This window comes from Adhaeribacter swui (assembly GCF_014217805.1).
Lineage (GTDB): Bacteria > Bacteroidota > Bacteroidia > Cytophagales > Hymenobacteraceae > Adhaeribacter > Adhaeribacter swui.
This window is the reverse complement of record NZ_CP055156.1, coordinates 5,216,659-5,242,900: the sequence shown is the minus strand read 5'-3', so window position 1 is coordinate 5,242,900 and position 26,242 is coordinate 5,216,659. Positions and strand designations below refer to the sequence as shown.

Genomic DNA, 26,242 nt, shown 5'->3' with positions numbered 1-26,242 from the left:
TCATGAAAAAAATTGTTCTTGCCCTTGTATGCTCTATGATAGCGTATTCGGGTAATTCTTCTTTAAAAGGCTCTTTGCTGGTGAATACAGTATCCTTCGCCGATTTGCCGGAACCGGCGGTTAGTACCAAAATAGCGCCTAAGCCAAGCCATCAGGTAAAACCAGCTAATAAGGTATGCGTTGCTCCGGAAAAAACAACTACTGTGAAAAGCGGGATTTGTAACGCTAAAGTAGAATATGTATTTAGCAACTGCAGCAGAAAATCTTAGTTTCTTTAGGACTAGAAGCAGGATAAAAGCTAATGTGATATTCTTTCCTGATTTCTATTAGGCTAAACCAAGCAACGGTTAAGTTAAATACTTTAGGCGGAAGCTGTGAGTGAATAAAAATTTTAAAAATATTAAATTCTGGAAAGTCTGCTTTTGTAAGCGGACTTTTTTATTTTTGACGAATCAGGTATTAGGAAGATAACAACAGAGAAATAGTAGATTTTTAAAATTTTTAAATTTTGATCTTATCTTAAACCGCCAATTTCTTATAAAAGCCTGTTTTTTTATTCGCCAACGTAAATTTATGCAGCAATACCTCCACCTCCTGAATCATATTATAAATACGGGTACCAAGAAAAAAGACCGTACCGGTACGGGTACTTTAAGCGTTTTTGGGTATCAGATGCGCTTTAATCTGACCGATGGTTTTCCGTTGGTTACTACTAAAAAGGTGCACCTCAAGTCTATAATTCATGAGTTGTTGTGGTTTTTAAAAGGCGATACGAATATCAAGTATTTAAAAGATAATGGCGTATCTATCTGGGACGAATGGGCCGATGAAAACGGCAATTTAGGTCCGGTATACGGCTCGCAGTGGCGCTGCTGGCCCACACCGGATGGCGGACACATCGACCAGATTACACAGGTAATTAATCAGATAAAAGCCAACCCCGATTCGCGCCGGTTAATTGTAAGTGCCTGGAACGTGGCCGAAATAAATAACATGAAGTTGCCGCCATGTCACGCATTTTTTCAGTTTTACGTAGCCGATGGTAAATTATCCTGCCAATTGTACCAGCGCAGCGCCGACGTGTTTTTGGGTGTGCCGTTTAACATTGCTTCGTACGCTTTACTTACCTTAATGGTAGCCCAGGTTTGCCAGTTAGAACCCGGTGAATTTATCTGGACTGGCGGGGATACACATTTGTACCTGAACCATTTGGAGCAAGCCGAATTGCAGCTAAACCGCGAGCCACGACCGCTGCCCCAAATGCACCTGAACCCGGCGGTTACCTCTATTTTTGATTTTACTTACGCTGATTTTAAACTCGAAAATTATAATCCGCATCCGGCCATAAAGGCACCTGTTGCTGTATAGAAGCCGGAAATATGAAATTTAACCGGCTTGCCGTTAACATCATTTTTATGATTAACGGCTTTATTTACGCAAACTGGATTGCCCGCTTGCCCCGCGTGCAGGAAATTTACCACCTCGATAATCAATCGTTGGGTTTGGTATTGCTCTTTGTATCCATGGGGGCTATATCTTCGATGCCGTTTACGGGGTGGCTCATTCAAAAAAGCAGCAGCCGTACCATTACTCTGTGCGGAGCCATTGCTTTTTGCGCGTTGGTGCCTTTTATTCCGTTATTACCCGAAGTATGGCAGGTACGCATATTGTTTTATTTTGTGGGTGTATCGGCGGGTTTGCTGGATGTAGCTATGAACGCCCAAGCCGTGCTGGTAGAGCAAAAATTTAAAAAACCCATCATGTCGTCGTTTCATGCGCTATTTAGCGTAGGAATGATGCTGGGGGCGGGTAGTGGGGCTTTATTTGCCAAGTTTGCTATTTCGCTATTCGGCCATTTGCTCAGCGTGGTACTTGGTTGTTTTGTATTGGTTTTGTTTGCCGCGCATTATTTAATCCGGGATCAACCGCAGGAATCTACGGAAGAAGAGGGGGCCGGTTTTCGGTTACCCAGCAAAGCTTTACTGGGCATTGGGGTAATTGCCTTCTGCGGCATGACCGGTGAAGGAGCCATTGCCGATTGGAGTTCTAATTACATGGAAAACATTGCCCACGCGGATGAAGCCTTGGCTCCCTTGGCCTTAGCAGCCTTCTCGTTAGCCATGACCGTTGGCCGACTTTTAGGAGACCGGGTGCGGGAGAAGTTAGGGGACAAAACATTATTGCTTTACAGCGGCTTCATTTCATTCATAGGTTTAGGCATTGCCTTAGCCTTTCCGGTACCTTATTTAATTATCGTGGGTTTTTTAATAGTTGGATTTGGCTTGGCCACAGTAGTGCCCATCACCTATAGCATTGCTGGCAATGCTCCCGGTTTGCCGCCCGGGGTAGGTTTATCTATGGTAACTACGGTAGGCTATGCCGGTTTTTTATTTGGCCCACCCGTTATTGGCTTTCTGGCAGATTGGCAAAACTTACGAATAGCATTGTTTTTTATAGCTGTGTTGTTTGCTCTCATGACCTTTTTAAGCTTTCGGAGCAAATTATAGTATACTGCTAAACATATGTAATTCTTAAATGGAAAATTCGTAAACCCTAAATCTGTAAATTTTTCAGTTAAAATAGGAGCTAAATGATTATCCATTTAGCCTTTCTCATTTTTATTTACCCTGATCTGTTCACTTGTTTTTCCTTGAATACCTTTCGGGGTAAAAAATATTTTAAAAATTTTAAAATATTTTTTACCCCGAAACCTTTATTGTACCCTTCTTTTAAATCCAATTTTGTTTTTGTTATATCTGCTACAAAATAAACGAGCTTACGCAAGCCCAAGCAAAGCTGGTAAATTTTAGCTGCAGAATAATTCCTCAAACTGTGGAATTATTCCACACACTCCAAAATACGACCTTGTTTATATATAACTTCTATATACTCTGTTTTAACGATTAATAAAATTTTTAGTATTTGGCATAATATTAGCTAAGCGCTGGCAAAATTATAAATTTTAGGGTTTGCAATGGTGGGAATAATTATGTTAATTGAATAGGTAAGCAGGAAAAATACAATTTTTTTGACGTGAATAGCCTCTTTTAGATGATTTATATTATAGTTAAGTACAAATTATTTTTGGTTGCACCTCTTGTTAAATAAATTTTTGGTTATAACTTTAATCCACTTTTTAACAATACCCATATATTTGAATTCATATTATTAACAAGTTTGTATTAAGTAATGCAACAGTTATAATTTAAATTTATCTTTATAAATACTGGATATTTCTAATATTTTGCTAAAATATAATTAGTGAGTTGATAATTATAGAAGATGATATTTTTGTATATCAGTTCCAGTTATTATAAGAGGGTATAAATTAAATTATATAATTAATCATAAGTAAATAGTTTAAAATGCCTTTTATATAACTTTTTGGGTGCTTTTTGTTCAATTTGCTTATTTGTTACTTGTGCAATTTTATGCTAATCGATTTTCTTTGTAATATAAAGTGTATATAGTTGAGATTTTGCATTTTCCTATTCTATACTACTAACCTTAATCAATCGAATGAGAACTAAACTACTACTCTTTTCCACTTCTTTATTGGCCTTATTAAGTGTTGGTTGCGAAACCGTAGAATCCTTAGAGCCGGAAGAAGTATCTAAAATTAGTACTGCTATCTCCAGTGATGCCTATGTAACCTCCGCCGATGGAAGCAGAAGCAACTTATTAGTTGAAGAAAGAATAGAGCCAACCCTTTCCAGTGTTTTTGGCAAAGAAATTTTTACCGGTCATGCGTATAGCGAAACCACCTCTATGGCAAGAACCGGGAGTAAATCCATGCGGTTTGAGCTAAGAAGCGGCGACCCGAATGTGCGCTCGGAGATTTGGCGCGAAAGTGAAACGGGCAATAACCGGTGGTATGGGATGAGTATGTATTTGCCCTCAGCAAACTGGGGAACCGACTCCGAGGCAGAAGGTTGGGACATTATTACGCAATTGCACCCAACAAACGATAACTCGAAAGAAGAAGGCCGTACACCTCCTATTGCCTTATCGGTGATAAGAGGGCAGTTAAAATTAGTAGTTTGCTGGGCCACCCAAGCTACAAATACAAACAGCACGCGTTCTGGTAAATTAAACTTTGAACTTGGTCCGGTAGAGAAAGATAAATGGTTAGATATGGTATACCACATCAAGTTTTCTTATTTATCAGATGGTATAATAGAGGTATGGAAAAATGGCGTTAAAGTGATTGATTACCGCGGTCCTAACTGTTATAACGATGCTAAGCTACCCCGTTTAAAGATAGGAATTTACAAAAGAAATTGGAATGGCGTTTCGAAACGCGTTACTTACGTAGATGATGTGCGGGTAGGTGATGGCAATGCTACTTATAACGACGTGGCCCCTCGTCTATCGTCTACTCCATCAGTTCCTGCGCCGCAACCACAACCTGAACCAGAGCCTCAACCCGAAACACCTACCACCAGCCACAAAGTGGAAAGTTTTACCTTAATGAACGCCGATAGTGATCAGCCTATACAAACGCTAACTAACGGGGCTGTTTTAAGTTTGTCAAAATTACCAACTAAAAATTTAAATATACGAGCTAACACTAATAACAACAATGGCGCAGTAGTATTTAACCTGTCTGGCGCAAAGACCTACAGCCGCAACGAAGGAACAGCACCATATGCTATATTCGGCGATACCAACGGCGATTACAAAGCGTGGGTACCAGCAGTAGGAAAATATACTTTAAAAGCAACTTCGGCGGCTGGTATCGTTACTACCATTAGCTTTAGTGTGCAAAATTAAATTTTTAAAAATTTTAAATTTTACTCTTACTTACAACACCAAACACCAATCAACTAAAAAACCGGTGGGGCTAAAGCAGGTACATGTTACCTATTAAGCTTCACCGGCTTTTTTTTGTGGCTTTATGATGCAATTAACTATTATTAAATTTTAAGAGATTACTGCTTCGTTCCATTCATTTTCCTGGCAAACCGGACACGGATTTTGGGCTTGTTTTAAGTTGGGCACCGTATAGCCACAATTACAACAAGCGTAAGTATTAGCGGCTACTTGTTGGGTATCTTTAAATTCTTTATCCCAGTTTGGCAAAATAGAAAGCCCCGCCTTTTTCTCCTGGTTTTTTAAAATAGTAAAGGCACCGTTGGCTTCCAGGTAGGCACGTTTTACTTTACCCAGGTTATCTATTTGCTCAAAACGGCATTGGGCAAAAACCTGTTCCTGGCTCATACGGCAATGCTGCAGGCATTCTAACTGCAATACGCCATCTTTTACCAACACATCTAAATCGCCCATGGCGTATTGTTCCATTCGGGGATTGTTATACGTGCGCCAGGCAATAAATTTCTGAAAGCCAATAATAACGACCGCTATAATGAGTACCGGCAATAAACCCCGGTCTGGTGCCAGAATAGCCACCCCGTTAGCGGCGGCCAGCGATACCAAGGCGGCCATTTCGGAACGGCTTAAACGGGCTGCCATACGTTTGCCCATAACCCGCATAGCCAAAGTTAGCACCAGGTACATAAAAAATACCCGGAATAAAACTTCAATCAAAAAACTCCAGGGCACTTCGCCCAGGAGTATGCGCATATAGTCGGTTATATGAATATCTTCGGGTTTCATCTATAATTTTTAAAACTTTAAATTTTAGGCGGCTACGGCGTAGGTCCAGTTCGTCTCCTGGCAATTAGGGCAAGCCTGATTTTTTAATTCGGGTTGTTTTACAATGTTACCACAATGCAAACAAGCAGCAAAAGTTTGATCGTGCGTCTCGGTTTGGTGTACGGGTTCATCCTTTTCGGGCAATACCGATAAACCGGGTTGCGGATTATCTTGCTTAAAAATGCTGAATAAACCCGACGACTCGAGGTATAAGCGTTTTACTTCGCCTAAATGCTGGATTTTTTGAGAACGCAGGCCCGCGAAAACCTGCTCTTTCGAGATATTGTACTCCTGCATTTGATTGAGTTGCAGCACGCCATCCTTCACCAGTAAAGCCACATCGCCGTAAGCTACAAGTTCCGCTTTCCGGAATTTTAAGGTGAGCAAATTATAACCCCTCTGAAAAATAATAGCGCAAGCTAAACCGAGTATTCCCAGTAAAACTCCCCGGTCGGGCAATTGCATGGGCACAGAGGCGATACCTCCTAAAGTAATCATAACAGCCAGTTCAGTAATGGTTAACTGGGCGTTCATCCGTTTACCAAGCAGACGCCAGGTAATCAGAACCGCGATGTACACAATAATAGTCCGGATAAAAACCTCCAGCATAAACTCCCAGGGGGTGTTACCCAACAATAGCCGTTGCCAGTCTCCTAAAAAAATCTCCTCTTTTTTCATAGCTATCCAAAATACGCGTTGGTACAGAAGAGGTTATGAATAAAAATTAAAGATAAATACGGAAAACTTTGCGGCCAGCCGCAACAAAATACCCGATTATTACGCAATTTTTAAATAAACCAGATTTTACATGCAAATCTCTTATTCAGGTATTTGCTTGCAAAAGATTTATAGTAAGGTTTTTAACAGGTTTTTAAAAAGCTTTTTTAAAAATTTAAAACTTATCTGTTGGCTGTTGGTTGAGGTAAGCAGAATAGCAGATATAATAATAAAATAATTTTAACCGGCATGAGCCACTACGTTTTAAAACGCGTCCAGAAGTTACCGATTAGTTTAGATTTGGCCTGGGATTATTTTTCGTCGCCGGATAATCTGGCCGAAATTACGCCGTCGTACATGGGTTTTGAAGTTTTGAGTAATTCTGACTCAGTGAAAATGTACCCGGGGCAAATTATAACTTACTACGTAAAACCATTGCTCGGCATTAAGCTTTTCTGGATGACCGAAATTACCCACGTAGCCGATAAAAAATATTTCGTGGATGAGCAGCGCTTTGGCCCTTATACCTTATGGCACCACACTCATTTTTTTAAAGAAATACCCGGGGGCGTAGAAATGCGGGACCAAGTACATTACAAATTACCATTCGGGCCATTAGGGGATCTGGTTCATGGCTTATTCGTTAAAAAACAACTAGAAGGTATTTTTGCTTATCGCAACCAGGTTTTAGAAAAAAAATTCGGCCGGTTTGGGGGATAAGGTTGGAAGGTTGAAAGGTTCAAAGTTGGAAAGTTAAAGTTTAGAATTTTAAAATTTAAAAAATTCTGATTTTCAACCTTTTTCATTTGCTATTTTTCCAGCATTTACCTTTAAAAAGCTAAAAGCACGAAAAATTAGAACCTATCCTAGAGCTGTTTATTGGCTTACAAGAATTTCTTAAAATTTAATCCCAATATTCAACTTTCCAATCTTACAACTGCAATTTTTCAAACTGATTTTACATTACTTTATTCTACAAACAATACCAAACCTTTAAGGTATTCGCCTTCCGGGTGGTAAATAGATACCGGGTGGTCGGCAGGTTGGGAGAGGTGGTGCATAATTTTAATATTGCGGCCAGCTTCAATAGCGGCAGCCATAATGGTGTTGTTAAACAAGTACCGGTCTACGGCCTGCGAACACGAAAAAGTAAACAACATTCCACCCGGTTTTATCTGTTTTAAAGCTTCGGCGTTTAAGCGTTTATAGCCCATTACGGCATTGTGGCGCACGTTGTGGTGTTTGGCGAATGCAGGTGGGTCCAGTATAATAATATCGTAAGGCTGCGGCTGATTTTTAAAAAAACTAAAGGTATCTACCGCAAAAGAAGCGTGGCGGTCGCCGGCCTGGTTTAAAGCAGCGTTACGATCTGTAAGTTCAATCGCTTTTTTAGAACTGTCCACGGAATGTACCAGCGTAGCCCCGGCATTTAACGCGTACACCGAAAATCCGCCGGTATAACAAAACGTATTGAGTACCGATTTGCCCGGCGCGTAGGTGGCCAGCAATTGCCGGTTTTCGCGTTGATCTATAAAAAAGCCGGTTTTCTGCCCGGTAATCCAATCTACGTAAAACTGATTATTGTTTTCGGTTACAATTTGGGCTTCTTCGCCGCTGCCCAATAAGTAGCTGTTTAAAGGAGCATCGGTAGCTTGTAAATGCAAAGTTTCGGCGCTTTTATCGTAAATAGCTTTTAAAGCCGGACCATAAACTTCCTGCAAAGCCAGCGCAATAAGTTGTTTCGCCTGGTACATGCCTAAACTGTGCGCCTGCATCACGGCGGTATCGCCGTAAACATCAATTATTAAACCGGGCAAACCATCGCCTTCGGCAAAAACCAGGCGGTAAACGTTGGTGTTGGGGTTGTTAATAAAGCCTAAAACCTGCCGGTAATTATATGCCTGCTGGATTTTGTTCCGCCAAAAGGCGGCATCGGCAGGAGTAGGTTCAAAAGAAATAATCCGAACTGTAATAGAACCTTTCTGATAATGACCCACGCCTAAAAACTCGTTCCGGCTCGAATAAACCTCTACGGTGTCGCCATCCAGCGGTTCTCCTGTAACTTTTTTAATGGCTCCCGAAAAAACCCAGGGGTGAAACCGCTTTAAAGATTGTTCTTTGCCGGCATGTAAAATTATTTTTGTCCGTTCGGTCATGAAAATGCTCCTTTAAAATAAACCGCAAAGGTAGGGGTTTCGTGGGTAAAAAGCAGGACTGGTTTTCTGGTAAATAAAATCAGCAATGAGATTTCATTTATTTTAGGAAATGAATTAACTCAAAATCATAAATTTTTAAAAATTTACCATTTGCCCGAACCGCTAAAAAGTAGCTGGTTTAATTTATCATGAATGGTATGCTGGTGGGCAAATTGCTTTTCCTGAATTTGCTGGATGGTACGTAATCCGGTTACATTGGAGGTAAAAACAAAGTCGGCCTGCATTAACTCCGAAACCGGATATAAACCTTCTTGTATGTCGATGTTTTGGGTTACCGCCAGCTTTAAAATATTTTTCCGGATAATGCCGGCAATGCAACCGGTTTGCAGGGCGGGGGTGTAAACGACATTATTTCTGATCCAGAAAATATTAGCTACTAAAACTTCGGATACAAAGCCTTGTGGAGTTATTAAAATCAATTCGTCTAGCTGGCGTTCTTTTTTTTCGAGACTGGCTAAAACGTATTGCGTGGCGAAGGGGCCTTTAAAAAATGACAAAGAAGAATACTGATTTTGAACGCTAGCGGCAAACCCGGCCTGGGGTATAAACGCCGATATAACCGGTTGTTCCTGTACGGTTATCAGGCTTTCGGCTTGATTTTGCTCCGGGGTAAACAACCCGCCCGGTGCTCGCCAAACATGGATTTTAGCACGCGCGAGCTTATCTTGTAATTGGTTCACTGCAGCCAGTTCCGATATTCTTTCTTCCAGCAAATTTAAATTTTGAAATTCTGCTGGTACCTGCATTTTTAAAAGTTGCATGGCCTGCATTATGCGTTCCAGATGGTCGGCCAGAAACCGGATTTTACCCTGCTCAACGATTAAAGTATCGAATAATCCATCGTTGTACTGAAAAGCACGATTGTTAAAAGAAATTTTAAAATTTTCTTCAGCTAATAATTGCAGGTTGTACAGCAGGTGCATGCGGGTTCCATTAAAATGAAAGTGCTAAGTTCCGCTTTCTGCTGGTTAAAATAAAATAGTTTTACTTCTGGCACGGGCCTGTTCTGTAGCCAACAGGTTACTTGCTGCAAAGCAAATTTAAACCAAGGCGTATTTTTTACCGGGTAAAGATTTTACGACGCCTTTAAACTCCAGGCCCAGAAGCACCGACGCTAAACGACTTACCGGAATCTGTACTTTCCAGGCAATGTTGTCAATTAATTCTTCTTTCATAGATAAAAGCAACTTAATTATTTGCCATTCGTCGGGTTCAAATTCTTCTACATTGTATAAGCTGGCTTTGCTAAATTTAGCTGTAGATGGAGCCAGGGCATTATCCCAGTTTAGTAATTCTTCTAAATCCCGAAGTTCGGTGTAAATAGCGGCTTTGTTGGTTTTAATTAAAAAGTTACAGCCTTCCGACACGGCATTATCGATATTGCCGGGAACGGCCATTACGTCGCGGTTATAACTGTGGGCAATGTCGGCGGTAATTAGGGCGCCACCTTTAATGGCGGCTTCCACAATAATGGTGCAATCGCCGAGGCCGGCAATAATGCGGTTGCGGGCCGGGAAGCGCGGTGCGTCGGGTTTGGTGCCAAAGGTGTTTTCAGTAATCAGGCCGCCGTTTTCCAGCATTTTTTCGGCGGTTTTCCGGTGCACGGCCGGGTAAATAATATCGGGGCCGCTGGCCATAATGCCCAGGGTTGGTAAGCCCGCTGCCACCGCAGCCCGGTGCGCAAGAATATCAATGCCGTAAGCCAGGCCACTCACAATAACGGGTTGGTGCTTCTGTAAATCCGTAACAATTTTTTCGGTGATGCGCCTGCCGTAGTCGGTTGCTTGCCGGGTACCCACAATACTCACCATTTTGCTATGGTTTAAATCTACGTTGCCTTTGTAAAACAAGAGGCAAGGCGCATCGGCCAGATGTTTCAAGCGGTTAGGATAGGCGGGGTTGGTGTAAAACAATAATTGAACCTGCTGCTCTTCGGCCAGTTTTATGGTGGTTTCGGCTTGCTGCAGCGCTGGTGTTGGATTAAAGTTCTGGACAAAAGTAGGCCCAATGCCGGGTATTTTTAATAATTTACCTTTGGGCGTAGTAAACACGGCTTTCGCGGAGCCGCAGTAACTAATCAGTTGCCGGGTAAGTAAATCGCCCACGCCGGGCAGCAAACCCAGGGCTACTTCGTATAACAAAGAATCGGAAGACAAGAAAACAATTAGGTTAAAGTTGTGTTGATGGTAATTTTAAAAATAATGCCAACTTTCTACGCGTTGATTTGCCTCTCTTACAAATTTTAAAATTTTTAAAAATTTACGATTTAGGTTGTTGGCTAAAGTGATTTTTATGGCGGGAATTTACTTCTTTATGATTCCTGTACTATGATGCGGATTTACTTCGGTGACTTGCTTTCAACGAATGCTAGCAAAACTATGGCGCGGATTTACTTCCGTGACTTGCTATTTGAGTAATAGATTCTCGTACGCATAGCTGCTGATTTAGTTGTATTTGCTGCTTGAAGTTGTTTTATTGCTCAGGTTCTGTTCTTTTTGTCTTGACACAAAGTAAGAAGCCCCTACCCCCAGAACCAACGAAAATCAAGACGCTAAAAACTCGCTGAACAACAGAACAGTTTAGCGTCAGATTTTGCACTTGGCTGAGGTTATCTGTTGCATAGCAAGCATTAAAAAGCTAAAGTTAGAAGTTTATACTAAACGGAAATTAGAAGGTAAATCTATAAATAAACCGCTTTTTTGAGCCTGGAATATAACGCACTACTTGTTTTAACGTAAGCAGAACCTGATTCTTATATGATTAAAACTATGGAAAACGCACAAAAACAGTTTGACGTGAAAGAGCTCCTATCGAACCCGAACAATTTGATGGAGGCATTCAGGAACCCCAGTAAATTTGGTTTAGATATATACCGGTCGCTATCGACCCGGAACAAACAATACCTGGCTTTTGCCGGAGCCGCCGGATTAATTGCGTATGGTGTTATTCTGGGCCGCCAAAAATAATCTGACTCGTAAAACCAAGGCCACCGGAAGGTGGCCTTTTTAGTGTGCTAGTTTTTTTATTTTTGAGGTTTATCCCGAATCAAAAATTTTAAAATTCGTAATGTAAGCTGTTGTAACTACCCCGTTGCAGGCGATACACCTCACCTCTAACTCCGGAAGGTGCTATTGGATTACCCCAGTTCACTTTTCATATTCACCAGAAACTCCCGGATTTTCTCCAGCGATTTTATAATCTCTACTTTATCTTTTGTTTGTACGGCACGGTGCTTTAACACTTCGCGCGCGCCTTGTATGGTATAACCGCGTTCTTTTACCAAATGGTACACCATCCGTAAGTTTTCAATATCTGCTTTAGAGAACAGCCGGTTTCCTTTTTTACTTTTCTTGGGTTTTAAAACTTCAAATTCCGATTCCCAAAAGCGAATCAGCGAAGGCGCTACCTGAAACATGGCCGCTACTTCGCCAATGCTGTAATATTGTTTTTCTATTTCTTTTTCCTTAAAAGGCATAACAATCTTTTATTTATTACCGGGTACCCTCGCTTTGCTTCTATGGCCTAAAACTGTATACGCTGTTTTACTTTTCAGTTTATTTTTAAAAATAAGCCATTAAAGCCCTTACGGGTATAAAATAAGAATAAGGTTACCGAATAATTTTAAAAAACATTACTTTTGCCCAAATGCCTATTTACGGATTTTGGCCGGTAACGTTCCTGAAGGCGAATTTGAATTATTTTTTCCTGATAAACAATCGGATCAAACCTTAACCTTGAATTAAGACTTAAAGAATATAAATGAATTCTTCGGAGATCAGACAAAAGTTTCTTGATTTTTTTGCTTCTAAAAACCATCACATTGTTTCATCGGCACCAATAGTGGTGAAAGATGATCCTACGCTCATGTTCACCAATGCCGGCATGAACCAGTTTAAAGATTACTTTCTAGGCAATAAACCATCGCCGTGGCCGCGGGTAGCCAATACCCAGAAATGCCTGCGCGTTTCGGGCAAACACAACGACCTGGAAGAAGTAGGTTACGATACCTACCACCATACCATGTTCGAGATGCTGGGCAACTGGTCGTTCGGCGATTATTTTAAAAAAGATGCTTTAAACTGGGCCTGGGAACTGCTCACCGAAGTTTATAACCTACCTAAAGAACGGATGTACGTGAGCGTTTTCGGCGGCGACGAAAAAGACGGCTTACCCGAAGACAGCGAAGCTTTTAAAATCTGGAAGAAAATTTTAGGCGGTGAGGAGCGGATATTGTTTGGCTCTAAAAAAGACAACTTCTGGGAAATGGGCGATACCGGCCCCTGCGGTCCGTGTTCCGAAATTCACATTGACTTACGCTCCGAAGAAGAAGTAACCCAGAAACCCGGTAAAGATCTCGTAAACAACGATCACCCGCAGGTAGTAGAAATCTGGAATAACGTGTTCATGGAGTTTAACCGCCTGGCCGATGGTTCGCTGGTGAAACTGCCTGCGCAGCACGTAGATACCGGCATGGGCTTCGAGCGGTTGTGCATGGCTATACAGGGCAAACAATCCAACTACGATACCGATGTGTTCCAGCCCATGATTCAGTTTGTGGCCGAACAAGCCGGCGTAAAATACGGCGACAACGAGAAAACCGATATTGCCATCCGGGTATTATCCGACCACATCCGGGCCATTGCGTTTGCCATTGCTGATGGACAGTTGCCTTCTAACAACAAAGCCGGTTACGTAATCCGCCGCATTTTGCGCCGGGCGGTGCGGTATGCCTTTACTTTTTTAAATTTTAAAAAACCGTTCCTGTACCAAATGGTGCCGGTATTGGCCGATCAGTTTGCCAACGTATTTCCGGAGTTAAAAGCCCAGCAAGCCTTTGTGCAGCGCGTAATTGAAGAAGAAGAACTGGCTTTTCTGCGGACCTTGGAAAATGGGTTGAAGCGCTTAGATGCTTTAAACGAAACCATTCAAGCAAACGGAAATACCATCGATGGCAAAACCGCCTTTGAATTATACGATACCTTTGGCTTCCCGGCAGATTTAACGGCTTTAATTGCGAAAGAAAAAGGATTTACCATCGACGAAGCGGGCTTTGAAACCGAAATGCTGGCGCAGAAAACCCGTTCCCGCAACGCTGCCGCTACCGAACAAGGCGATTGGATTTTCGTGGGCGAAGATGTACCCACCGAGTTTATCGGCTACGATGCTACTTCTACCGAAGCCCGTTTGGTGAAATACCGCCAGGTAAAAACCAAGAATAAAACCGAGTACCAACTGGTACTGGACCGCACGCCTTTTTACGCCGAGAGCGGCGGCCAGGTAGGCGATAGCGGTTTTCTGGAATCGGATTTGAGCAAGGTAAAAGTGCTGGATACTAAAAAAGAAAACGACTTAATTATTCATATTACTACTGAATTACCCCTGGATCTGGAAGCGCCTTTAGTGGCACGCATCGACGAAGAACGACGCCGGTTAATTCAGAAAAACCACTCAGCTACCCACTTGCTACACGCGGCTTTGCGCGAGGTGCTGGGCAGCCACGTGGCGCAAAAAGGTTCTTTGGTAAACGAAAAACTACTGCGTTTCGACTTTTCACACTTTACTAAAGTTACCGACGATCAGTTGCGCGACATAGAATCTATCGTGAATCAGCATATTCGCCAAGGCATTGCTTTAGACGAAAAACGCAACGTACCAATTGCCGAAGCGAAACAACTGGGTGCTACGGCTTTGTTCGGCGAAAAGTACGGCGAGTTTGTGCGGGTAATTACTTTTGATAAAGATTATTCGGTGGAGCTGTGTGGCGGTACCCACGTACCTAATACCGGCGAAATTGGCTTATTAAAAGTTGTTTCGGAGAGTTCGGTAGCGGCTGGCGTGCGCCGCATTGAAGCTTATACGGCTGGTTACGCCCAGGATTACATCAACGAGCAACTTGCCCAACTGGATGCAGTGAAAGAAGTTCTGGGAACCCAGCATAATTTAGCAACAGCCATCGAGAAGCTAGTTACTGAAAACGTTACTTTAAGAAAACAACTAGAACAATTTGAACTCAAGCAACTTACCGTTTTAAAAGATTCTTTGCTTACTAAAGCCCAGGAAATAAACGGCGTAAAAGTAATTGCCGAAAAAGTAGAAGTGAGTTCTTCGGATTATTTAAAAAAATTAGCTTTCGATGCGCGTAATTCTATGCCGGAAAATTTAATTCTGGTGCTGGCTGCCGAAATCGATAACAAACCCCAATTGGCGGTGATGCTGTCGGATAACCTGGTAGCCGATCGTAAACTGAACGCGGTAAATCTGGTAAAAGAGTTGGCCAAAGAAATAAAAGGGGGCGGCGGTGGCCAACCTTTCTATGCCACGGCCGGCGGCAAAGAGGTCGCTGGATTAAACGCCATTCCGGCAAAAGCTATTGCCCTGCTGCAAGCGGAGTTGCAGAAGTAAAAGCCTAACATTAAATTAGTATTTAGAAAAAGGTCGCTTTTAATAAAATTTTAAAAATCATAATCGAGCATCTAGTATCCAGCTACTAGAGTCTAAAATAAAATGGAAGAAAATATCCGAGACAAATACCAGCCCATTATCGGTTTAGAGGTACACGCGCAGTTGCTAACGGAAAGTAAAATGTTTGCATCTGATTTTACGGAATACGGCACCATGCCCAACACCAACATCAGCGTAATTACTTTGGGGCACCCGGGTACCTTGCCGCGGGCCAATGCCAAAGCGGTAGATTATGCCATTAAAATGGGTTTAGCGACTAATTGCCAGATTACCCGCCAGAATATTTTTGCCCGAAAAAATTATTTTTATCCCGATCTTCCGAAGGGTTACCAGATAACCCAGGATAAAACCCCGATTTGCCGTGAAGGGTTTGTTTTAGTACAAACGAGCCAAGGGGAGAAGCGCGTGGGTATTACCCGGATTCACATGGAAGAAGATGCGGGAAAATCCATGCACCTGGCCGGCGAAACCGAATCGTTGATTGACTTAAACCGGGCGGGCGTGCCGTTAATCGAGATTGTATCGGAGCCGGATATTCATACTTCCGAAGAAGCGTATAATTACCTTACCGAAATAAAAAAACTGGTGCGCTACCTGGATATCTGCGATGGCAACATGGAAGAAGGATCGCTGCGCTGCGATGCCAACGTATCGGTAATGCTGAAAGGAGCCAAGCAGTTTGGTACCAAGGTAGAGGTAAAGAACATGAACTCTTTCCGGAATGTGCAACGCGCCATTGAGCACGAAATAGATCGCCAGATTGAAATGCTGGAGCGCGGCGAAGTTATTGAATCGGAAACCCGGGGTTTTGATGCCGTAACCGGCACCACCAGCGGCCAGCGTTCCAAAGAAACCATGAACGACTACCGGTATTTTCCGGAGCCGGATTTAACCCCGGTTATTGTATCGGAAGAAATGCTGGAAAAAATCAAAGCCGAAATGCCGAGCTTGCCGCACGAACTATATGAGCGGTTTACGCAGGAATATAAATTACCGGAATACGATGCCAACGTGCTAACCGACCAAAAAGAAATTGCCTTGTACTTTGATGCGCTTTGCCAGCATACCACCAATTACAAAGCAGCTTCGAACTGGATGATGGGGCCCGTAAAATCCTACATCAACGAACTGGCTTTGCACATCAGTGAGTTTCCGTTGCAGCCGCAGCAGGTGGCCGAACTTATCGCGCTGGTAGATGCCGGTAAAGTAAACCATACGGCCGCTAACCGCAGTATTTTCCCGGAGCTCATACAAAATCCTTCTAAATCAGCGTTATCCATTGCAGAAGAGTTAAACCTGATTCAAGAATCGAATGACGGACAGTTACAGGAATTTATCGATCAAGTGCTGGCGGGTAACCCGAAAAAAGTAGCTGAATACAAGGCTGGTAAAACCGCTTTGGTAGGTATGTTTATGGGCGAAATTATGAAGTTAACCAAAGGCAAAGCCGATCCGAAAGCAGTAAACAAATTACTCCAGGAAAGTCTGGCCAAGTTGTAGTTGCCTTTTCCCTAGAATTTTGGTATGATTCGGGTTATAAGGTTGAACAGCCAGCAATGGTAAAATTTTAAAAATTAATCATGAAAAAAGTAATATTAGCTTTGGCCTTACCCCTTACCCTTTTGGCCGCTTGTAATAAAGTGGGTTCTAAAAATGGGGTGGATAGTGGCAGCTATAAAATTTACGGCAAACTAAATAACCAAAGTTCGGGCAAGGTATATTTAAGCGAATTGGGGGCGCAGCAATTTGTTTTTAAAGATACCGCTACGGTGTTAAACGATGGTTCTTTTACTTTTGAGGGTAAAGTGACCGAACCTACGGTTTACCGCATTTCTTTAACCGACCAGAACATGATTTTGCTCATGCTGGACAATAAAGAAATTCAGGTAGAGGCCGATGCTAAAGACATGCGGAAGACCTACGCCATTAAAGGTTCGGAAGAAGCGCAATTGTTTAAACAACTCACCGACAAGCTGGATAAAATGCAGACGGGCGCTATGCAGTTGCAGCAACGCTTTACCAAAGCTACCGAATCGAACAACGAAGATTCGGTAAAAGTGATTCAGGAAGCATACATGGCTATGCAAAAAAGCAACGGGGCTATAATAAAAAGTTTTATCCGGGAGCATGGCAAAACGGCCGTAGCGGCTTTTGCTACTTTAAATTTACTTAACCCGGAAACTGACCTGGCTTTTGCCGATAGCATGGCTACGGTTTTCAACAAAAATTTACCCGAGTCGCAGTACACCAAGGCTTTAGTTAGTAAACTGGAACCGCTAAAAACTTTAGCCATTGGTAAAGCCGCCCCCGATATTACGTTGCCCAGCCCTGATGGTAAACCACTTTCCTTATCTTCTTTAAAAGGGAAATATGTGTTAATCGATTTTTGGGCATCGTGGTGCGGCCCTTGCCGGCAAGAAAACCCTAATGTGGTTCGTATGTACAATAAGTACAAAGCCAAAGGATTTGAGATTTTTGGTGTATCGCTGGATAACTCCCGGGAAAAATGGTTAGGCGCCATTCAAAAAGACCAGCTTACCTGGCCCCACGTTTCAGATTTAAAAGGCTGGGAAAGTGCTGCCGCGCAGTTGTATAACATTCAAGCCATTCCGCAAACCGTGTTGCTCGATCGGGAAGGTAAAATTATCGCCCGTAACTTACGTGGCCCGGAACTGGAAGCCAAAGTAGCTGAATTACTGAATTAAGAAATTTTAAATTTTAAAAATTTGCCCAAACAACAAAGGCCTTCTTTTAAAGAAGGCCTTTGTTGTTTCTATAGTTTGGCATTTATTAGCTGTTTACTTTAAAAACATGGATTGCAGTGCACCCCATAACTGCTTTTTCTTATTTACATCTAACTCAATAGCAGCTAGATCTTCAGCAATTAATAAGGGAGTACGCCCAATACTAGCGGGTTTGTAATAACTAACCCGTGAATCTTCGGTCATATCCAGAATATTTTTGCCAAAAACCAGCAAGTGGTTCAGGGTTACTTCTTTGCTGAGATCGTGAATGTTCACGGACTTGGTTTGTTGCGCGTTTACGTAGCCCACATCCTGCGGCGTATACCGGATAGCACCCAGTATTTTAATTAAAAACTCATTTTTGGGCAAAGCAGAAAATGCCTGCTCCGGCAAAGATACCAGTATCACTAAACCTTTCTTGTTTTCGCCCACAAGGGGGTATTTTTTAACCGGCTGCGTGCTGCCCCAACGGTCTATTTCTTCCGGACTAATAGTTTCCTGCGGAACTACAGCCGCAGCGGGTGCCGGCGCAACTATCTCGGATGGCTCCGGTATAATAAATAAAGGCTCAGTATAGAGCTGCTGAAAAAATGCTAAATCCTCCGCGTGGCTTGTCATTTTTTAAAATTTTAAAATTCCAGAACAAAATACTGTGGCCAGTACGTTTATTCCGGTAGTTGTTCTTCTAAATTAAAGATAGATTTTAATTCTTTGGCTTCGTGCGGTTTCATGCGGCCCGCAAGTACCAGGCGCAGTTGCCGGCGCCGCAAAGCGCCTTCGTATAAACTATTTTCTTCGTCGGTTTCGGGGATTGCTTCCGGTACATCTACCGGTTTCCCATCTTGATCTAAGGCCACAAAAGTTAAAAAAGCTTCGTTGCTTTTCATTTTAGTCCCTGACGGAATATCTTCGGCCCACACGTTTACGTGCACTTCCATGGATGTGTTAAAAGCGCGCGTTACCTGGGCTTCCATGGTAATAACGTTGCCCAGTTTAATGCCTTGTTTAAATGAAATATTATCTACCGAAGCCGTTACTACAATGCGGTTAGAGTGTTTCTGTGCCGTAATTGCCGAAACGATATCGAGCCAATGCATGAGCCGACCGCCCATTAAATTGTTCAGGGTATTAGTATCGTTCGGCAATACTAATTCGGTCATGGTGGTAAATGATTCTTTAACGCTTTTGTGTTTCCGGATGCCCATACATCTAATTTATTCCGCAAAGATACCGAAATTTACCTTTCACCAGTTAACAATTACCAGTTACCAGTTACCAGTTATGGTTTAAAACTCATAACTCTCCAACCTTACTTATTCCAGCCCGATTTGCCCAGCAGGGGTACAAATTTAAAATCAGCGAAAACTTCGCGGGTAAATTCGTCTTCTGTTTCGCGCACCACGCGCACCATTTTCTGGCTTTGTTCGTCGCCTACCGGTATTACCAAGGCTCCGCCAACTTTTAACTGACCAATTAAACTTTTTGGAATTACCGGCGCGCCCGCCGTCACTAATATTTTATCAAAAGGCGCTTCTTCGGGCAAACCCTCCGAACCATCGCCGCAGTAAGTATGTGGGTTTAAATGATGCAGCCTAAAATAGTGTAGCGCTTTCCGGAATAATACTTCGTTGTACTCGATGGTGTACACTTGCGGAGTAATTTCCAGCAAAATGCAACACTGGTAACCTGATCCGGTACCAATTTCCAGAACTTTGTCGGTGGGCTGTAATTCCAGCAACTCGGTTTGGTAAGCTACAGTATAAGGCTGCGAAATGGTTTGGCCTTCGCCAATGGGGAAAGCCTTATCCTGGTAGGCATGTTCCAGAAACATTTTTTCGAAAAAAAAATGCCGGGGCACGGTGGCAATGGCTTGCAAAACCCGTTCGTCTTTTATTCCTTTTTCTCTCAGGAGTTTTACCAGAACTTTGCGCATTCCTTTGTGCCGGTAGGTATCTGTGTGCATGCGGGGTAGAGTTGTTAGTAAAATAATTCTTTTTTTATGGTTTAAAAATTACCTGTAATTTTGGTTTAATATTTTATTTAGCGTGTAAACGCATCGAGTGCCCTACTAAACGGCTAAACCGCGAAATTAGGAATCTGGTTAGATATAAAAAACGGATTTTATGATATACCGGAATTTACGATTAGCTTTATTCGGCGTTAAATAAAATGCTAACCGGCCATTTACCTGTTTAAAACGCTGTTTGTGCGTAAAGTAAAAAAGATAAATTTTGTTCTCGTCGATTTTATAGCTGCCTTTTTGGCCTGGGTTTTATTTTTTGTGTTACGCAAAATAATGCTGCAGGAAGGCCCTATTCAGGTAACTTATTCTTTGCTCGGCAACTCCGCCATTATTGCTTCTTTCTGGACCTTGCTTTACGCATTAACTGGCCAGTACCGCGAAGTTTTCCGTAAATCGCGGGTAAAAGAAATTTTAAATTTAGCGCAAATTTCTTTTTTTGGCGGCATCATTATTTTCTTTGTTTTATTTCTCGACGACGAGGGTATTTATAATTATCAGGCTTATTACAAAACCATTGGCACTTACCTGGCCGTTCATTTTTCTATGGCGGCCCTGGCTAAAACGCTGGCCATCACGCATAACCAAAACCTGGTTAAAAAAAGGAAAATTGCTTTTAATACGTTAATCATTGGGTCCAACACCAATGCCCGCGAGGTGTACCGCGAGCTGGAAAAAAACAACCGCCATTTAGGTTTACAAATTAAAGGCTTTGTGCACGTATACGATTCCTTTGGCCATTTTTACGAAGACGAACTGTGTAACCTGGGCCCTTACCGCGATATTGCCGATTTAATAAAGCAACACCAGATAGAAGAAGTAATTATTGCCATAGAGCCTTCGGAACACGAAAAAATTACTGAAATTTTAAGTTTGCTCGAAGGCGAAAATGTGCGCATCAGTATTTTACCCGATGTGTACCAGATTTTACTGGGCTCGGTGAAGGTAAACCATTTATTTGGTACCCCGCTTATTGAGGTAAAGCAAGATTTAATGCCGGTTTGGCAGGAAATTGCCAAACGCGTAGTAGATATCAGCGTGTCGCTGAGCTTTATGGTATTTTTTTGCTGGGTTTACTTTATCACGGCAATTTTAGTAAAATTATCGTCGCCGGGAAGCATTATTTACCGGCAGGAGCGCATTGGCAAGAGTGGCCGCCCTTTTTACATTTATAAGTTCCGGAGTATGGTTGCCAACGCCGAGACTAATGGTCCGGCCCTATCATCGGACCAGGACCCGCGCGTGACGCCTTGGGGCCGTTTTATGCGCAAAGTGCGCCTCGATGAGTTACCGCAGTTTTATAATGTATTAGTAGGCGAAATGTCGTTGGTTGGGCCAAGGCCGGAGCGGCAATATTTTATCGATCAGATTGTGCAGGCGGCGCCGCAATACAAACATTTGTTACGGGTGCGGCCCGGAATAACTTCGTTAGGCCTGGTGAAATTTGGCTATGCCCAAAACGTGCCGGAAATGATTAAACGCTTGAAATACGATATTCTTTACATCGAAAATATGTCCTTAGCCATGGATTTCCGGGTGCTGCTCTATACCATTAAAGTAATTGTGGAAGGCCGGGGAAAATAGGTTGCTGCAAGTTGTAAGTTGTATGTTAAAATCCTTGAATTAGTAGCATTAGTTTATTTTAATTTGATTGCTTGAAACCTACGGCTGTTTCATGGATAGGTAACAACCTGGCATATTTGTTTGTTATCGTTTGTAAGAATAGGATTGTTCGTAGCAGCGAAGCAATTTTTTTAAAAATTACCTTATTTTAAATTTTATTATCTGTGTTCACCGGCATTATTGAAACTCTCGGGAAAGTAACTAACATCCAAGAAGAGAATACGAATAAACATTTTACCATAAGCTCCGCAATTACATCCGAATTAAAAATTGATCAGAGTGTATCGCACAATGGGGTTTGTTTAACCGTGGTAGAAATTCAGGGTCAGGAATATACCGTAACCGCCATCGACGAAACTTTGCAAAAAACCAATTTAAACAGTTTAGCGGTAGGTGATTTAGTAAACCTGGAACGTTGTATGCCGGCCAATGGGCGGTTTGACGGACACGTAGTACAAGGCCACGTAGACCAGGTAGCTACTTGTGTAAGCGTAGCCGACCAAAACGGCAGTTGGCTTTACACCTTTATGTATGATAGCAGCACCGGCAACATAACCGTAGAAAAAGGCTCGATTTGCGTGAACGGTATTAGCTTAACGGTAGTAAACTCCCAGGATAACCAATTTTCGGTGGCCATTATTCCGTATACCTACGAGCATACCAATTTGCAACAAGTTAAACCCGGCAGCACCGTAAACCTCGAATTTGATATTATTGGCAAATACGTAGCTAAACTACTGGGTAAGTAACCTATAGCGGTTTCTTGTTTAGTAAATTTTTTAAAATTTACTAAACAAGAAAAATCCGGCAGCCAGAAAAAGGTTACCGGATTTTTTTATAAGGGTAAAGCGAGATAATTTAATCGCGGTTCACGATCTTACTAAAACTGCTGTTATCGCTGAGCAGAATAGCCAGCTTTTTCGCTTCAAATTCCTTAAAGAACTCGTCCCAGCTAATTTCTTCAAAGTTTTCGTTATCCTTGCTTTTATCCGGAAAGTGGATGCGCAGTACGCCTTCGCCTTTGCCATCTTTTTCGGTACCTTTTATAATAGACGGTACACCACCGTGTTGCTCCGCCCATTTTTCAATTTCTTTGCGGTTGGTGGTTTTCTTTGCTTCGCTCATAGTTTTATTTTTAAGTGATAGTACCCATACGCGGGTTGGTTCGGGTAAGGTTTAATTTTTAAAAACTTTGTTTTCCACAACCAAGCGCAAGCAAAAATTAAGCACTATGAGAATTACACCAGAACAAAACCACCAGGTTCCGCCGAAAACAGAAATCCAGAAAAGCTAAAAATTTAAAAATTGATTTGATCAACTTTATTCAAATATTAGAAGCAATAATTATTTTTATTCATAACGAAGTGGAAGAAGCTACATAAAAAATTAATAACCTTTCAACCTTTCAACCTTCTAACCTTTCAACTAATAACTAACAACCGTATGGCGGCTAACGCCATAACCGCCCCAAATGCCCAGGCCGCCCTTAATATTAGAACGCACCGTAGTCGGAAAACCTAAAGGGTTGCCGTTACTGGCCCGGTCGGCTTCGAGGGTAAACCAAAATTGATAATGCGCATAGTCGATGGTGGTCCATTTTAAACGCACGGTATCGCCTTTTTTAAAATAACTGTAGGTTTCCAGATCTACCTTGGCCGATTTCGGATAACCCCGTTCCAGCGGGAACTCGATGGTGCGATTATTAACAAATTCGTCGGTGAGCACCGAAGCCTGGTAGCCGGGGTAAAAAGGTTCGGAATTGCGGCTGGTAAAAAAACGGACGTTATTGCCCAAGGTGTCCGGATCCTGGTACCGGTACCACAAGGTAACTAAACTGTCGTTTTTAGGATTGGGATGCGGCCGGAACCACAAAGAATCTACGGGCGTGGGGCCCGGAATGCTGGAAGTAGCGGTTAACGTTTTACCTTCGGCCAGAATTTGCAAAAGGTAAATTTTCCGGGTTTCTCCTTTAAGTTCGGTTGAGGTATAAACCGATACTTTATTTGAAATCTCGGGGGTAGTAAAGCCGAATTGCTCTCGGATAGTTTGTTGTTGTGCCGCCGGTAAACTGGAAATAGTTACTTCCTGTAAAGGGTAAACACGACCATCTACCTGCACCGAAACCTGTGCCTGGTGTACCAGCGAAGAACTAAAATCATCTTGTTCCGAGATAGAAAATACGGGCTTGCTGCGGGTTAATATTACAAATGGTGGCGCTTCCGGCTCGATGTGGCCTTGTACAATTAGCTGCTCTTCGCCGGGGGCAAGTTCAATGGCAATTTCTTCTTCGCAACTAAAAAGCAGCCAACTAACTCCCCAGAAAAGTAAAATTTTAAAAAAAGGCTTCATGCTTAAAAACTAAAGTTCCAGGTTACGGAAGGTATAGGAAAAGGAAATACGCTAACCTTTTTTGCTTTTATGGATAAAGAATTGTTGTACGGACTGCCTTCGTTATCGATGTAATAAAAGAAAGGATTGTGGCGGCCATACAAATTATACACGGCAAAAGTCCAACTGCTTTGCAGCCAACCGTCGCGTTTTTTCTGGTAAGTAGCCGAAACATCTAAGCGGTGCGTAGCCTGCATCCGGAAACCGTTGCGGGCCCCGTATTGGTACACCACAGCGTCTTCTATTACATACCGCCGTTCGGGTAAAGTAACTGATTGCCCAGTGCCGTAGGTAAAAGTTCCGCCTAATGTCCAATTGGCGTGGTATTTATAAGACGATACCAGAGACAAATCGTGGCGGCGGTCGGAGCGGGCCGGGAATGGTTTTCCCTTATTTAAATCCGGGAAGGTGCGGGTAGTACGGGCTAAGGCATAACCCAGCCAACCCTGCCATTTCCCCTGGTTTTTCCGGACGAAAAATTCAGCCCCGTAAGAGCGTCCATTGCCCACCACAAACTCGTATTCCAAATCTTTGTTTAAAGGGCCGGGTACGTAACCATCGCGGTATTCTAATTGGTTTTCCAGGGTTTTGTAATACACTTCCACGGAAGCCTCGTACTGGTTTTCTTTTAAATTTTTAAAAAGCCCGGCCGTGTATTGCCACGAGTATTGCGGTTTTACCAAAACAGAACTGGGTACCCAGATATCCACAGGCAAAGCCGTATAAGCATTGGAAACCAAGTGCAAATACTGCGCGTTCCGCGAAACACCGCCTTTTACCGAAGAGCTATTGGTTACGGAGTACCGGAACGAAAGCCGGGGCTCCAGGGTAAGATATTCTTTTACTTTTTGATTAGCCCGGTAGGTTACGGAATCAATTAAATTGCCTGCGGGAGTTAAATTAAATTGCGTATAAGGGCCAGTTTGGCGCAACCCACTCCAACGCAAGCCTAAATTTAAAGCTAGCCGGTCGGAGAGGTTCCAATCATCCGAAAGGTACAGGGCGGCTTCGTGCACTTGCTTTCGACGCACCCGGTCCGTGGAAAAATCTACTCCTTCGTCGGTTTGAGCCGTGCCGGTGCGGGGCGTTACCAGGTGCTTGGTGTAGTGCAAACCGTACTGCAACGTATGCCGCACGCTAGGGTAATAATCAAAATCTACTTTTAAGCTGGCATCTTTTACGCCGGTATCCAGTTTAGAACTGTAATTATCAAAGTGCGAATCAAAAATAAACCGGTACTGATTATATACTGCCGACACATTTAAAAACAACTTATCCGAAAATAAGTGGTTCCAGCGGGCTACTGCTATTTTGTTGCCCCAGTTAAAATCTGCCTTAAACCGGCCATCCGACAAATCGAAAGAGCCTTTATCATTGCCTAAATAGCCGCTCAGGTACAGCCGGTCCTGGCGCGAAAGCGTGTAATTTACTTTGGCGTTAAGGTCGTAGAAAGAAAAAGGAACGCCACCTTGTTCGGTATTTTTTAAAAATGGATTGGCGAGCACATCCAGGTACGTCCGGCGCCCCGATACCATAAACGACGATTTTTGTTGCGCCAACGGACCTTCTACGAGCAAACGGGAAGCAATTAAACCCACACCGCCTTCGGCCCGAAGCTTTTCTTTATTTCCTTCCTTCATACTAATATCCAATACCGAAGCCAAGCGGCCGCCGTAGCGGACCGGCATGTTGCCCTTAATAACCGTGGTATTTCGGATGGCATCGCCGTTGAAAACCGAGAAAAAATTAAATAAATGGCCCGGATTATACACTACGGCCTCGTCGAGTAAAATTAAATTCTGGTCGACTCCGCCGCCCCGTACGTAAAAACCGGTATTTCCTTCGCCCCCGGATTTTATACCGGGCAAAAGCTGAACAGTTTTTAAAATATCGGTTTCGCCGAATAATACCGGTAAGGTTTTTACCTGCTCGATGGGTAAAATTACCTGGCTCATTTGCGTGCTTTTAACCTGTTCATCGGGTTTGCGATCGGAGATTACGACTTCTTCAACCTGCACCGAAGCCACCTCCAGGAGAATATTTTGCTGATAATTGGCTTTCAGATCAACTTTAAACTCGCGGGAACGGTATCCTAAGTACTGCGCCAAAATGGTATAAGAACCGGCGGGCAAGGTAATAGAGTAAAAGCCGTAATTGTTGGTAGTGCTGCCCTGGTTCGAAATTTCTTGCACGCGAATGGTAGCGCCAATTAAACTTTCCCCGGAAACTGCATCGCGAATGTAGCCGCTAATGGTAAACTTTTGCTGCCCGGCAACCAGGTTGGTTAAAAGAAGAAAAAATAAGGTAAAAAAAAGCTTGTTCAAAGAATTTAAAATTCGGCCTAAAAGTACTTTAGCTTAACAAATTTAGCGCAGGAAAGTTAAATTTTAATAGCCAGAAGAATTAGCACCAAATCT

23 protein-coding genes are annotated in these 26,242 nt (G+C 42.7%); 11 read left to right on the top strand and 12 right to left on the bottom strand.

The window, feature by feature from the left end; all coding sequences use genetic code 11:
- Positions 1-2: 2 nt before the first annotated feature.
- The 4 genes from HUW51_RS21715 (at position 3) to HUW51_RS21700 (ending at position 4,773) form a co-directional block, all read left to right on the top strand.
- Positions 3-269, top strand: a complete 267-nt coding sequence (locus tag HUW51_RS21715) for a hypothetical protein (RefSeq protein ID WP_185271698.1) — start codon at positions 3-5, stop codon at positions 267-269.
- Positions 270-573: 304 nt separating this feature from the next.
- Positions 574-1,368, top strand: coding sequence for a thymidylate synthase (locus tag HUW51_RS21710; RefSeq protein WP_185271697.1), 795 nt, complete (start codon positions 574-576; stop codon positions 1,366-1,368).
- Positions 1,369-1,379: 11 nt separating this feature from the next.
- On the top strand, positions 1,380-2,507 hold the full coding sequence (locus tag HUW51_RS21705) for an MFS transporter (protein WP_185271696.1): 1,128 nt from the start codon (positions 1,380-1,382) through the stop codon (positions 2,505-2,507).
- A gap of 1,012 nt (positions 2,508-3,519) precedes the next feature.
- The gene (locus HUW51_RS21700) at positions 3,520-4,773 is read left to right on the top strand and encodes a polysaccharide lyase (RefSeq protein WP_185271695.1); all 1,254 of its coding nucleotides are present in this window, start codon (positions 3,520-3,522) and stop codon (positions 4,771-4,773) included.
- Positions 4,774-4,923: 150 nt separating this feature from the next.
- Here HUW51_RS21700 and HUW51_RS21695 read toward each other — a convergent pair whose 3' ends face one another.
- Both HUW51_RS21695 and HUW51_RS21690 read right to left on the bottom strand, forming a co-directional pair.
- Positions 4,924-5,616 (bottom strand): DUF421 domain-containing protein, encoded by a 693-nt coding sequence (locus HUW51_RS21695; protein ID WP_185271694.1) that lies wholly within the window; start codon positions 5,614-5,616, stop codon positions 4,924-4,926.
- Between the two features lie 24 nt (positions 5,617-5,640).
- Positions 5,641-6,333 carry a DUF421 domain-containing protein gene (locus HUW51_RS21690; protein ID WP_185271693.1) on the bottom strand — a complete coding sequence of 231 codons (693 nt, stop codon included), beginning with the start codon at positions 6,331-6,333 and terminating at the stop codon, positions 5,641-5,643.
- A 288-nt stretch (positions 6,334-6,621) separates the two neighbouring features.
- Here HUW51_RS21690 and HUW51_RS21685 point away from each other — a divergent pair, with 288 nt between their 5' ends.
- On the top strand, positions 6,622-7,092 hold the full coding sequence (locus HUW51_RS21685; RefSeq protein WP_185271692.1) for an SRPBCC family protein: 471 nt from the start codon (positions 6,622-6,624) through the stop codon (positions 7,090-7,092).
- A 248-nt stretch (positions 7,093-7,340) separates the two neighbouring features.
- Here the strand turns inward: HUW51_RS21685 and HUW51_RS21680 are convergent, their stop codons facing one another.
- From HUW51_RS21680 to dprA, 3 genes are all read right to left on the bottom strand, one after another.
- The gene (locus tag HUW51_RS21680) at positions 7,341-8,528 is read right to left on the bottom strand and encodes a class I SAM-dependent rRNA methyltransferase (protein ID WP_185271691.1); all 1,188 of its coding nucleotides are present in this window, start codon (positions 8,526-8,528) and stop codon (positions 7,341-7,343) included.
- Positions 8,529-8,671: 143 nt separating this feature from the next.
- Positions 8,672-9,511, bottom strand: a complete 840-nt coding sequence (locus HUW51_RS21675; protein WP_185271690.1) for an aminotransferase class IV — start codon at positions 9,509-9,511, stop codon at positions 8,672-8,674.
- A 117-nt stretch (positions 9,512-9,628) separates the two neighbouring features.
- Complete coding sequence (dprA, locus tag HUW51_RS21670) at positions 9,629-10,744, bottom strand: DNA-processing protein DprA (protein ID WP_185271689.1); 1,116 nt, start codon at positions 10,742-10,744, stop codon at positions 9,629-9,631.
- Between the two features lie 612 nt (positions 10,745-11,356).
- Here dprA and HUW51_RS21665 point away from each other — a divergent pair.
- The gene (locus tag HUW51_RS21665; RefSeq protein ID WP_185271688.1) at positions 11,357-11,554 is read left to right on the top strand and encodes a hypothetical protein; all 198 of its coding nucleotides are present in this window, start codon (positions 11,357-11,359) and stop codon (positions 11,552-11,554) included.
- Between the two features lie 170 nt (positions 11,555-11,724).
- Here HUW51_RS21665 and HUW51_RS21660 read toward each other — a convergent pair whose 3' ends face one another.
- Positions 11,725-12,063 (bottom strand): MerR family transcriptional regulator, encoded by a 339-nt coding sequence (locus HUW51_RS21660; RefSeq protein WP_185271687.1) that lies wholly within the window; start codon positions 12,061-12,063, stop codon positions 11,725-11,727.
- 284 nt (positions 12,064-12,347) lie between these two features.
- Here HUW51_RS21660 and alaS point away from each other — a divergent pair, with 284 nt between their 5' ends.
- The 3 genes from alaS (at position 12,348) to HUW51_RS21645 (ending at position 17,755) form a co-directional block, all read left to right on the top strand.
- Positions 12,348-14,990: an alanine--tRNA ligase gene (gene alaS / locus HUW51_RS21655; protein ID WP_185271686.1), complete on the top strand. Its 2,643-nt coding sequence runs from the start codon at positions 12,348-12,350 to the stop codon at positions 14,988-14,990.
- A gap of 102 nt (positions 14,991-15,092) precedes the next feature.
- Positions 15,093-16,550 (top strand): Asp-tRNA(Asn)/Glu-tRNA(Gln) amidotransferase subunit GatB, encoded by a 1,458-nt coding sequence (gene gatB, locus HUW51_RS21650; RefSeq protein WP_185271685.1) that lies wholly within the window; start codon positions 15,093-15,095, stop codon positions 16,548-16,550.
- Between the two features lie 80 nt (positions 16,551-16,630).
- A complete protein-coding gene (locus tag HUW51_RS21645) occupies positions 16,631-17,755 on the top strand; it encodes a TlpA disulfide reductase family protein (protein WP_185271684.1) in 1,125 nt (374 codons plus the stop codon).
- Positions 17,756-17,848: 93 nt separating this feature from the next.
- Here HUW51_RS21645 and HUW51_RS21640 read toward each other — a convergent pair whose 3' ends face one another.
- The 3 genes from HUW51_RS21640 to HUW51_RS21630 form a co-directional block, all read right to left on the bottom strand.
- Complete coding sequence (locus tag HUW51_RS21640; protein ID WP_185271683.1) at positions 17,849-18,412, bottom strand: hypothetical protein; 564 nt, start codon at positions 18,410-18,412, stop codon at positions 17,849-17,851.
- A gap of 47 nt (positions 18,413-18,459) precedes the next feature.
- Entirely contained in the window at positions 18,460-18,954 is a 495-nt protein-coding gene (locus HUW51_RS21635; protein ID WP_228466817.1) for an acyl-CoA thioesterase, read from the bottom strand.
- A gap of 149 nt (positions 18,955-19,103) precedes the next feature.
- A complete protein-coding gene (locus HUW51_RS21630) occupies positions 19,104-19,757 on the bottom strand; it encodes a protein-L-isoaspartate(D-aspartate) O-methyltransferase (RefSeq protein WP_185271681.1) in 654 nt (217 codons plus the stop codon).
- A gap of 243 nt (positions 19,758-20,000) precedes the next feature.
- Between HUW51_RS21630 and HUW51_RS21625 the strand changes: the two genes are divergently transcribed.
- Positions 20,001-21,398, top strand: coding sequence for a sugar transferase (locus HUW51_RS21625; protein WP_228466815.1), 1,398 nt, complete (start codon positions 20,001-20,003; stop codon positions 21,396-21,398).
- 203 nt (positions 21,399-21,601) lie between these two features.
- Complete coding sequence (locus tag HUW51_RS21620) at positions 21,602-22,186, top strand: riboflavin synthase (RefSeq protein ID WP_185271680.1); 585 nt, start codon at positions 21,602-21,604, stop codon at positions 22,184-22,186.
- Between the two features lie 109 nt (positions 22,187-22,295).
- Here the strand turns inward: HUW51_RS21620 and HUW51_RS21615 are convergent, their stop codons facing one another.
- The 3 genes from HUW51_RS21615 to HUW51_RS21605 all read right to left on the bottom strand — a co-directional run bounded on the left by HUW51_RS21615 (position 22,296) and on the right by HUW51_RS21605 (position 26,149).
- Positions 22,296-22,562: a hypothetical protein gene (locus HUW51_RS21615; RefSeq protein ID WP_185271679.1), complete on the bottom strand. Its 267-nt coding sequence runs from the start codon at positions 22,560-22,562 to the stop codon at positions 22,296-22,298.
- A 300-nt stretch (positions 22,563-22,862) separates the two neighbouring features.
- On the bottom strand, positions 22,863-23,786 hold the full coding sequence (locus HUW51_RS21610; RefSeq protein WP_185271678.1) for a DUF4249 family protein: 924 nt from the start codon (positions 23,784-23,786) through the stop codon (positions 22,863-22,865).
- 2 nt (positions 23,787-23,788) lie between these two features.
- On the bottom strand, positions 23,789-26,149 hold the full coding sequence (locus HUW51_RS21605; protein ID WP_185271677.1) for a TonB-dependent receptor: 2,361 nt from the start codon (positions 26,147-26,149) through the stop codon (positions 23,789-23,791).
- Between the last annotated feature and the right edge of the window lie 93 nt (positions 26,150-26,242).